This window comes from Mesorhizobium sp. WSM4833 (assembly GCF_055811095.1).
In genome coordinates this window covers 35,804-44,722 of sequence record NZ_JBVVQG010000024.1, presented here as the reverse complement: position 1 = coordinate 44,722, position 8,919 = coordinate 35,804, and the positions used below count along the sequence as shown (strand labels likewise).

General features: G+C 63.0%; 7 protein-coding genes. 3 read left to right on the top strand and 4 right to left on the bottom strand.

Annotated features, from left to right (window positions below; genetic code table 11):
- Positions 1-5 precede the first annotated feature (5 nt).
- Entirely contained in the window at positions 6-1,367 is a 1,362-nt protein-coding gene (locus AC0L2D_RS30260; protein WP_473543838.1) for a cytochrome ubiquinol oxidase subunit I, read from the bottom strand.
- A 261-nt stretch (positions 1,368-1,628) separates the two neighbouring features.
- Between AC0L2D_RS30260 and AC0L2D_RS30255 the strand changes: the two genes are divergently transcribed.
- Together AC0L2D_RS30255 and AC0L2D_RS30250 are read left to right on the top strand one after the other, a co-directional pair.
- Positions 1,629-2,555, top strand: a complete 927-nt coding sequence (locus tag AC0L2D_RS30255) for an ABC transporter ATP-binding protein (RefSeq protein ID WP_024502216.1) — start codon at positions 1,629-1,631, stop codon at positions 2,553-2,555.
- A complete protein-coding gene (locus AC0L2D_RS30250) occupies positions 2,552-3,313 on the top strand; it encodes an ABC transporter permease (RefSeq protein ID WP_013528680.1) in 762 nt (253 codons plus the stop codon). The genes AC0L2D_RS30255 and AC0L2D_RS30250 overlap by 4 nt, the downstream gene beginning before the upstream one ends.
- A gap of 154 nt (positions 3,314-3,467) precedes the next feature.
- Here the strand turns inward: AC0L2D_RS30250 and AC0L2D_RS30245 are convergent, their stop codons facing one another.
- On the bottom strand, positions 3,468-4,505 hold the full coding sequence (locus AC0L2D_RS30245; protein ID WP_013528679.1) for a phosphatidylglycerol lysyltransferase domain-containing protein: 1,038 nt from the start codon (positions 4,503-4,505) through the stop codon (positions 3,468-3,470).
- A 343-nt stretch (positions 4,506-4,848) separates the two neighbouring features.
- On the opposite strand from AC0L2D_RS30245, the gene AC0L2D_RS30240 reads away from it, so the two are divergent.
- Entirely contained in the window at positions 4,849-6,039 is a 1,191-nt protein-coding gene (locus AC0L2D_RS30240) for a flavin-containing monooxygenase (protein ID WP_473543836.1), read from the top strand.
- Here AC0L2D_RS30240 and AC0L2D_RS30235 read toward each other — a convergent pair.
- Positions 6,031-6,255 (bottom strand): hypothetical protein, encoded by a 225-nt coding sequence (locus AC0L2D_RS30235; protein ID WP_013528677.1) that lies wholly within the window; start codon positions 6,253-6,255, stop codon positions 6,031-6,033. The two genes, AC0L2D_RS30240 and AC0L2D_RS30235, sit on opposite strands and share 9 nt — an antisense overlap.
- 145 nt (positions 6,256-6,400) lie before the next feature.
- The gene (locus AC0L2D_RS30230) at positions 6,401-8,404 is read right to left on the bottom strand and encodes a PhoX family protein (RefSeq protein WP_473543833.1); all 2,004 of its coding nucleotides are present in this window, start codon (positions 8,402-8,404) and stop codon (positions 6,401-6,403) included.
- Positions 8,405-8,919: the final 515 nt, after the last annotated feature.

The window sequence follows — 8,919 nt, the reverse complement described above, 5'->3', positions numbered from 1 at the left end:
TTCTCCTACTCGCCAGCCGCCGGCTGCGACATGGCGGCGTTCATGACGCCCGGCAACGGCGATGAATCGCCGTCCTTCGCCGCCTTCAGCGCCAGGTGCACCAGCACGCCGAGATAGGCGATCAGCAAAAGCACATAGAGAACGAGGTAGGTCGCCAGCGTCAGCGCGACATGGCTGCCCGCCACCGGGCCGACCGCGTCTGCCGTTTTCAGCACGCCCGTCACCAGCCAGGGCTGTCGGCCGATTTCGGTGGTGTACCAGCCGGCCAGCGTTGCCAGCCAGCCCGACAGCGCCATCGGTACCATCAGCATGGCGAGCGGCTTCGGCAGGCTGTGCCGGCGCTTGAGGAAGAAGGCGGCCGACCACGAGACGAGCAGCATCAATATGCCTGTGCCGACCATCACGCGGAAACCCCAGAACACCGGAAAGACCGGCGGATGGTTGCCGGGATAATCGTTCAGTCCCGGCACGACACCGCTGGTCGAGTGCCGCAGCACCAGGCTGGCGCCGTCGGGAATGGCGATCTCGAATTTGTTTTCCTTCGTGGCCTCGTCGGGAAGCGCAAAAAGCACCAGCGGCACGTTGGGGCCGGTGTTCCAGTTGGCTTCCATGGCGGCGATCTTCTGCGGCTGGTGCTCCAGCGTGTTCAGCCCATGCTGGTCGCCGGCGAAGATCTGGATCGGGATCAGGATCGCGGCCGTGAAGACGCCGGTGCGCAGCGCCTTCCACATCGATTCCGAACGGTCGCCGGTGAGATAGCGCAGCGCCGACAGGCCAGCGATCAGGAACGACACCGTCAGCCCCGACGCCAGCAGCATGTGGGTCAGCCTGTAGGGCATCGACGGGTTGAAGATGATTGCCCACCAGTCGACCGCATGCGCCACGCCGTCGCGCATCTCGAAGCCGGCCGGCGTCTGCATCCAGGAATTGAGCGCGATGATCCAGAACGCCGAGACGGTGGTGCCGCCGGCGACAAGCACCGTCGCCAGCGTGTGGATGCGGTTGGAAACGCGGCGGAAGCCGAACAGCATGATACCGAGGAAGGCCGCTTCGAGGAAGAAGGCGGTGAGGATCTCGTAGGCCAGCAGCGGCCCGGCGATGTTGCCGACCTTTTCCATGTAGCCCGGCCAGTTGGTGCCGAACTGGAAGCTCATGGTGACGCCCGAAACCACGCCCATGGCAAAGGACAGCGCGAACACCTTCACCCAGGTGAAATAGGCGCGCATCCAGGCGGAATCGTTGGTCGCGTTGTAGCGCAGCTTGAAGAACAGCAGCACCCAACCCAGCGCAATGGTGATCGTCGGAAATAGAATGTGGAATGAAATATTCGCGCCGAACTGGATACGCGAAAGTATGAGCGGGTCCATGATGGGCTCCGGCTGCTGCAAATACTCGCGAAGAATAGGCCCGAAGCGAGTTCAGGTCAAAGCGGCGTCCTGCCGCGAGGCTGAACGCCACAGGACAATTTTCCCGGTTGCATGCCGCGCAACTCCGGGCCTGTGCGCCGCACCTGCAATGGCCGGCCGGCAACGATTGTCGAGAACTGTCAGCAGGGCATTGACTTGCGGTTGCAAGCACCGACATTCGGCCTATATCAGGGGACCTCTTTCAAGCAGCCGTTTTCATCCATGCCTTCCATCCTGTCCATTTCCGGGGTCTCCAAGACCTACGCCACCGGTTTTACCGCGCTCAAGGAAGTCAATCTCGACATTCAGCGCGGCGAAATCTTCGCGCTGCTTGGGCCCAATGGCGCCGGCAAGACGACGCTGATCTCGATCGTCTGCGGCATCGTCAACCGCTCGTCGGGCACCGTCACCGTCGACGGCCACGACATCAACAAGGATTATCGCGCCGCGCGCGGTCTGATCGGGCTTGTGCCGCAGGAACTGACCATCGATGCTTTCGAGAGCGTCTGGGCGACGGTCAATTACAGCCGTGGCCTGTTCGGCAAGCCGGCCAACCACGGCTTTGTCGAGAAGGTGCTGCGCGATCTCTCACTGTGGGACAAGAAGGACGCCAAGGCGATCACCCTGTCGGGCGGCATGAAGCGCCGGCTGATGATCGCCAAGGCGCTGTCGCATGAGCCGCGCATCCTGTTCCTCGACGAGCCGACCGCCGGCGTCGATGTCGAGCTGCGCCAGGATATGTGGGCGATGGTGCGCCGGCTGCGCGAGGACGGCGTCACCATCATCCTCACCACGCACTATATCGAGGAAGCCGAAGCGATGGCCGACCGCGTCGGCGTCATCAACCGCGGCGAGATCATCCTGGTCGAGAACAAGGCCGAACTGATGCGCAAGCTCGGCCGCAAGCGGCTGGTGCTGGAACTGCGCAATCCGCTGACGGCCATTCCCGAGGCGCTCTCGCGCTATGCGCTGGAATTGTCGCCCGATGGCGGGCAGCTGACCTACACCTATGACAACCAGGCCGAGCGGCCCGGCGTCGCCTCGTTGATGCGCGATCTCGAGGCCGGCGGCATCCAGTTCCGCGATATCGACACGCAAAACTCTTCGCTCGAGGAGATCTTCGTCAATCTGGTGAGGAGGGAGCCATGAACCTTCGCGCAGTATGGGCGATCTACCGGATGGAAATGGCACGTGCTTTCCGCACCGTGCTGCAGAGCATCGTCTCGCCGGTCATCTCGACGTCGCTGTATTTCGTCGTCTTCGGCTCGGCCATCGGCTCGCGCATCACCGAGATCGACGGCATCAGCTACGGCGCCTTCATCGTGCCGGGTCTGATCATGCTGTCGCTGTTGACGCAGTCGATCTCCAACGCCTCCTTTGCCATCTATTTCCCGAAATTCGTCGGCTCGATCTACGAGCTTCTGTCGGCGCCGGTCTCCTATCTGGAGATCGTCATCGCCTATGTCGGCGGTGCCGCGACCAAGTCGATCATCCTCGGCCTGATCATCCTGGCCACCGCCTCGCTGTTCGTGCCGCTCACCATCCTGCATCCGTTCTGGATGCTCGCCTTCCTGGTGCTGACGGCGGTGACCTTCAGCCTGTTCGGCTTCATCATCGGCATCTGGGCGAAGAGTTTCGAGCAGCTGCAACTGGTTCCGCTGCTGATCATCACGCCGCTGACCTTCCTCGGTGGCAGCTTCTATTCGATCAACATGCTGCCCGAGGTCTGGCGCACGATCACGCTGTTCAACCCGGTCGTCTATCTGATCAGCGGTTTCCGCTGGAGCTTCTACGGCAAGTCCGACGTCTCGGTCGGCGTCAGCCTCGGCATGACGGTCGTCTTCCTGCTGATCTGTATAACGATCGTCGCCTGGATATTCAGGACAGGGTATCGGTTGAGGAATTGACGGCAGAATGCCGCCAGGTCTGTTGAGATTCAGGTCAGGCCGAGTCGAAAATGGCGGATTCCGAGAACCGGAGCGGAGCGTACTTTTCGTACGTGAGCACCGGAAGCGCAGGAAGCCGCCATTTGCAGGCCGCCTCACCTGAATATCGATAGATCTAGATCGCCTTGACCAGCCGCAGCAACCCCAGCATCTCGACATACGTCCCCTTGCGGAAGGCGATGTAGACCGGCTCCTCGACACCGTGGAAGCGGCGCTTGAAGGCCGCCTGGCCCTGCAGGTTGAACCTGCGGCGATTGACCCAGGGCGAATCGTAGGCGCGCTGGAAGGCATTGCGCCAGAAATCGCTTTCGGCAAAGCCGCTTGGCCCGATATCGAGCATCGGCGACAGGCCGAGCGTGACCACCGAGATGCCCTCTTCGCGAAAACGATCGACGGCGAATTTGGTCAGGCCGACCTCGGCATGCGGCGAAGCGTCGATATGCTTGCGCTTGAAGGCCGTCGTGTAGCCGATGACCTTTCCGTTGCGGCACAGCGGGTCGAAGTCGAGCAGAGCGACCAGTCCGCCGTCGGGACCGTGCAGGACGAAACGGCGCATGTCGGTGCCGAGATGGTCGGCAAAGTGGCGGTTGAGAAAGCCCATCTCCCAGCGCTTGACGATGCGGTCGCCGCGCCAGTTTTCCGAAAGCCGGGCAATTTCATCCAGAAAAATCGTGCGCTTGTCCTCGTCGAACGAAAAGCCTTTCTTCAGCAGCCAGCGCTCGGAGTAGCGCACGGTCTCGTTGCGCTTCCCGGAAAAATCATGCTCGGGCAGGGTGAGGCGGGTGTCGATGCCGAGGCGATTGACCTTGTAGCCAAGGCCGGCCAGCACGCGTGCGGTTTCCTCGCCGACCTGCACGAACCACGGGCTGCCGGCGGTCTCGACGAAGCGCTTGATGTAATCGGCCCGACGCGCCGGAGCCGCCACCGGGTCGCCGAGCGCGAAATGGTGCTTCATCTTGGTACCGAAGGCGATGTAGCCGTCGGCGTCGCCGAAATAGGAGAGCTTGCCTTGCACGGCGGTGGAATAGGCGAGCGAGAAGTCGCCATAGCGGCGCACCAGTGCCAGGCGTTCGACATGGGTCAGCGCCTGCCGCTCGACCTCGGGCGCGGCGGCCTCAAGGATCTTGTCGAAATAGAACCGCAAGGAGGGCATGGTCGAGATTCCGCGTGCCGCCTACAGCGCCGGCCGTCCAGGACGCGCCAAGGTGCTGTAACACTTTGATTCTGCGCATGACTCGAAAATCGGAGTCGATTTCGGGCATGCGCGTGGGGATAACCGAGACCCGCCAGCCACCCCGAGCCTCGAATCAATCACATTGCCGCGACCTGATTACCGTTGATATCGCGCATATGCCATATAGAGCGCAACCGCGGCCCGGCGTACGGAGCTAATTCGCATCGCTCGAAATTTCGGCCGCGGTTTGCTGCAGGGATCCTGCGCGGGATCAAACGGTTACAGCGTCCTGCCAGCCTGGCGTCGAACGGGATTCGAGTGAATGACTGATACGACAATCAGATCGGTTGTGGATCTGCCGGCCAAGGTCGAGCCGGCAATCGTCGTCGGCGCCGGTGCTGCCGGGCTGGCCGTCGCGCACGCCTTGATGAACGCCGGCGTGCCGACGGCGATCCTGGAAAAGGAAAGCCGGTTGGCTGAGCCATGGCACCGGCGGCACCAGCAATTGCATCTCAACACCCACCGCGATCTTTCTTCGCTGCCTGGTCTCCCCTATCCCCCCGGCACCCCCGCCTTTCCGCACCGGACGGTCGTCATCCGCCACATGAATGATTTCAGGGAGGAAAACCGGCTGCCGGTGCAGTTTGGCGTCGCTGTCGAAGAGATTGCCTTCAAGGGCGATCACTGGGCGGTACGGACCAGCGCTGGCCTGCGGCTGGCCCGCAATGTCGTCGTCGCCACCGGCCGCGATAGGCAGCCGTTCATTCCCGAATGGAAAGGCATGAAGGATTTCGTCGGGCGCATCATCCATTCGGCGGATTTCGGTGACGCACAGGCCTATGCGGGCCAGAAAGTGCTGGTCGTCGGCGCTGGCAATTCGGGTTTCGATGCGCTCAATCATCTGGCCGGCATAGACACGGCCGCCATCTGGCTGTCGGCCCGCAGCGGTCCCGCCCTGCTGCCCAAGCGCATCGGCAAGATCGCCGTGCACCGGCTTTCGCCGTTCATGGCTCGCTTGCCGTTGCGGGTCGCCGACGCGGTGATGTCGGCGACGCAGCGCCTGGCTTTCGGCGACCTGACCAAATTCGGCCTGCCGCCCGCGCCTGCGGGCGGCGCCAGCCGCCTGACCTCGGATTACACCGCGATCGCCGCCGACGACGGCGCCGTCAGCGCCATAAAGGCCGGCAAGATCACCGTCGTACCCGGCATAAGGGAATTCACCCGTGACGGCGTGATCCTGGCCGATGGCAGCCTGATCTATCCTGACATCGTCATTGCCGCGACAGGCTACCGCACCGGGCTGGAGCCGATGGTCGGCAAGCTCGGCGTGCTCGACGCCAAGGGCGTTCCGCTCTTCAACGGCGGGCGAGCCGATCCGAAATTGCCCGGTCTGTGGTTCTCCGGCATGCGGCCGAGCATTCGCGGCTGCTTCGCCAATGCCGGTATCCTGGCCAAGGCGATCGCCAAACGGATTGCAGGGTCGGCCTCGCGCCAACCCGGCGCATCACGCTGATTTGGGTTCCAGCCGCCTGAAACCGACGGCCTCCATCAGCATGTCCTCTTCCACCATGCCGGCATTGTGCAGGGCGAGCAGGTTAAGCGCGATTTCCCGCGCGTCGGCGGAATCGGGATGTGCCTCGCGCCGCCGGCAGGCCTCGTCGAACACGCGCTGCAGCTTGGCGATATCGGCTGGCTTGAGCAAGCCACGGTCATAGACGGACTTCGACATGGCGATCTCCTGATAAAGACCTAGGGCGCCATGTTTAAATTGCCAATCTTTCCCGAGGCTTGACCGACTTCACCCCATGCCGCGACTTCAAAGGGCGGCAGCGGTGCAAATCTGCTCCGCTGCTGCGCCCCATGCTGGAGGGCAATCAGACCGCGATCTTGCCGCCGCCCTGTCTGGTGATGGCGACCACCGACGGCCGCACCGGCATGTCGGGCTTGAAGTCGGGCCAGCGCGTCGACAGATCCTCATAGTAGGACGGGCGGCCGAACGCTTCCCAGTCCTCGCCGCCATCGCCCGGATGCTGGACGGCGACGAAGGCGGTCTGGTCGTCGGGCGCAAACAGCGGACCGCACATTTCGGCGCCGATCGGCACGCGGAAGAACAGTTTCGAGGTCGCCCGCGCCGCCCCCTCCGTGTCCACCGCCCACAGACCATCCGTGCGGCCGGTGGCTTTCGGGCCCTGGCCGTCGGTCGCGACCCAGAGACGCCCGGCCGAATCGACCGCGCAATTGTCGGGCATGCCGAACCAGCCATTGGCCGTCGTTGCCGTTGAGAAGGTGGCGCCGACATCGGCAACCGCCGGATCACCGCATTTCAGCAGCACTTCCCACTTGCCCTTGGCGGCGGTGAAATCACCGCCGTCCTCGGCGATCTCGATGATGTGGCCAAAGGCGTTTTCGGCGCGCGGGTTGGCGGCGTCTACCTGGTCGGCCTTGCGCTTCGAATTATTGGTCAGCATGACATAGACCTTGCCGTTGACGGCATTAGGCTGGATGTCTTCGGGGCGGTCCATCTTGGTGGCACCGAGCAGGTCGGCGGCGCGGCGCGTCTCGATCAGCACGTCGGCCTGGCCAGTGAAACCGTTTTCAGCCGTCAGCGGTCCCTGGCCGAAGACGATCGGCAGCCATTCGACCGTGCCATCTTCGGCGAACCTGGCGACATGCAGCGTGCCATCATCGAGCAGGTCCCTGTTGGCGGCATGATCGTTCGGATCGAACGCGGCCTTGGTCACGAACTTGTAGACATAGTCGAAGCGCTCGTCGTCACCGAGATAGAAGACGACGCGGCCATCCCTGGCGACAATCGATTCGGCGCCCTCATGCTTGAAGCGGCCCATGGCGGTGCGCTTCCTCGGCGTCGAGGTCGGGTCGTTGACATCGACCTCGACGATCCAGCCGAAGCGGTTGGCCTCATTGGGCTCCTTGGCGAGGTCGAAACGCTCGTAATGCGCCGCCCATTCATAGGCGCCTTCGGGAATGCCGAGACGCTTGTAGTTCGCGGCTTCCTTGTGGCCTTCCGGCAACTCGCCGGAGAAATAGCCATGGATGTTCTCCTCGGCCATCACATAGGTGCCCCAGGGCGTGACGCCGCCGGCGCAATTGTTGAACGTGCCGAACACCTTGGTGCCGGAGGGATCGGCATTGGTCTTGACGCGGTCATGGCCGGCAACCGGACCGGACAGCGCCATTTCGGTGTTGGAGGTGATGCGGCGATTGAGCTTGCCGTCGCGCACCACCTGCCATTTGCCTGATGCCTTGCGGATCTCGACGATGGTGCCGCCGTGAGCTGCCATCTCGACATCGACCTGCTCCTTCGAGAGGGGTGCGACTTCGGCCGACTTCTTGCCGTCCTTCTCGACGATCTTCACGATGCCCGGGAACATCAGATGCGGATTGGTGTACTCGTGGTTGACCACCAGCAGGCCATGTTCGGCCGAGCCGTCGACCGGGATGTAGCCGACATAATCGTTGTTGTAGCCGAACTGTTTCGCTTGGGCCTCGGCCGACTGTTTCGTCGGATCGAAGTCGGGCGAATCGGCAAACAGCGGATCGCCCCAGCGCAGCAAGACATCGGCGTCGTAACCCGGCGCGACATGGTGCTTGTCGTCGATGCCGGCCTCGAGTTCGTCGAACGTGAAGGCCGAGCCTTCAGCGGCCCGGGCCTCGTCGGCGCTGATCAGCGCCAGCGGGCTGACGGTGGCGGCGATGGCCGAGACAGCCAGCGAACCCTTGAGGAAGCCGCGGCGCGAGAACCGCGCGGCGATGATCTCGCCCATGGTGGGGTTGTCGGAAGCGTTGATGGCCGGGCCGTCGTTTTCCTCGAGCAGGCTGGTGCGGAATCGGGTGTCGGGGGAGCGAAGGTCAGTCATGGCTTGCCTCTGGCTGTTGGATTGGCTGGAGCGTGGGTACCTGTTTGACCCCCTTATAATCGCCGGATCACATTTTCGTGACATCGGGAGACCTTTCAGACGCGACAGGCATTGCGCGCAGCGCTGGCTAAGCATTCCCGCAGACCGTGAACTGCTCCAGAATCGCCGGTTCGAGATGAAAGGAGACCTTAGGCGGCATCTTGGCCGCGCATCCCGCGACGGCGGACGACATCAGTCGTTTGCAAAAAACAGATCAACGGGCAACTGCACCCTCGACAAGTCACCTCCGCCGCCCCCGGCGGAGGTGACTTGATGTTCGGCGTCTGCGGTCGTCAGGCATCGGGAAAGCCAGTCTCCCGTTTAGCGATGGCGGTCACGGCGCCGTTCATGCGAAGCTAATGTAGCATACACTTGGGACTTTAGTCCAACCTTGCGCTTGCAATGGTCCTGGTTGACAACCGCAACGGTCGGAGGTCGCTTCCGGGCGCCGCGTCTTTCGGCAATGTTGGTTGCAC

Excerpts from the sequence above, each read along its gene's own strand:
- AC0L2D_RS30260 (WP_473543838.1), bottom strand. The coding sequence starts at position 1,367 with ATGGACCCGCTCATACTTTCGCGTATCCAGTTCGGCGCGAATATTTCA.
- AC0L2D_RS30255 (WP_024502216.1), top strand. The coding sequence starts at position 1,629 with ATGCCTTCCATCCTGTCCATTTCCGGGGTCTCCAAGACCTACGCCACC.
- AC0L2D_RS30250 (WP_013528680.1), top strand. The coding sequence starts at position 2,552 with ATGAACCTTCGCGCAGTATGGGCGATCTACCGGATGGAAATGGCACGT.
- AC0L2D_RS30245 (WP_013528679.1), bottom strand. The coding sequence starts at position 4,505 with ATGCCCTCCTTGCGGTTCTATTTCGACAAGATCCTTGAGGCCGCCGCG.
- AC0L2D_RS30240 (WP_473543836.1), top strand. The coding sequence starts at position 4,849 with ATGACTGATACGACAATCAGATCGGTTGTGGATCTGCCGGCCAAGGTC.
- AC0L2D_RS30235 (WP_013528677.1), bottom strand. The coding sequence starts at position 6,255 with ATGTCGAAGTCCGTCTATGACCGTGGCTTGCTCAAGCCAGCCGATATC.
- AC0L2D_RS30230 (WP_473543833.1), bottom strand. The coding sequence starts at position 8,404 with ATGACTGACCTTCGCTCCCCCGACACCCGATTCCGCACCAGCCTGCTC.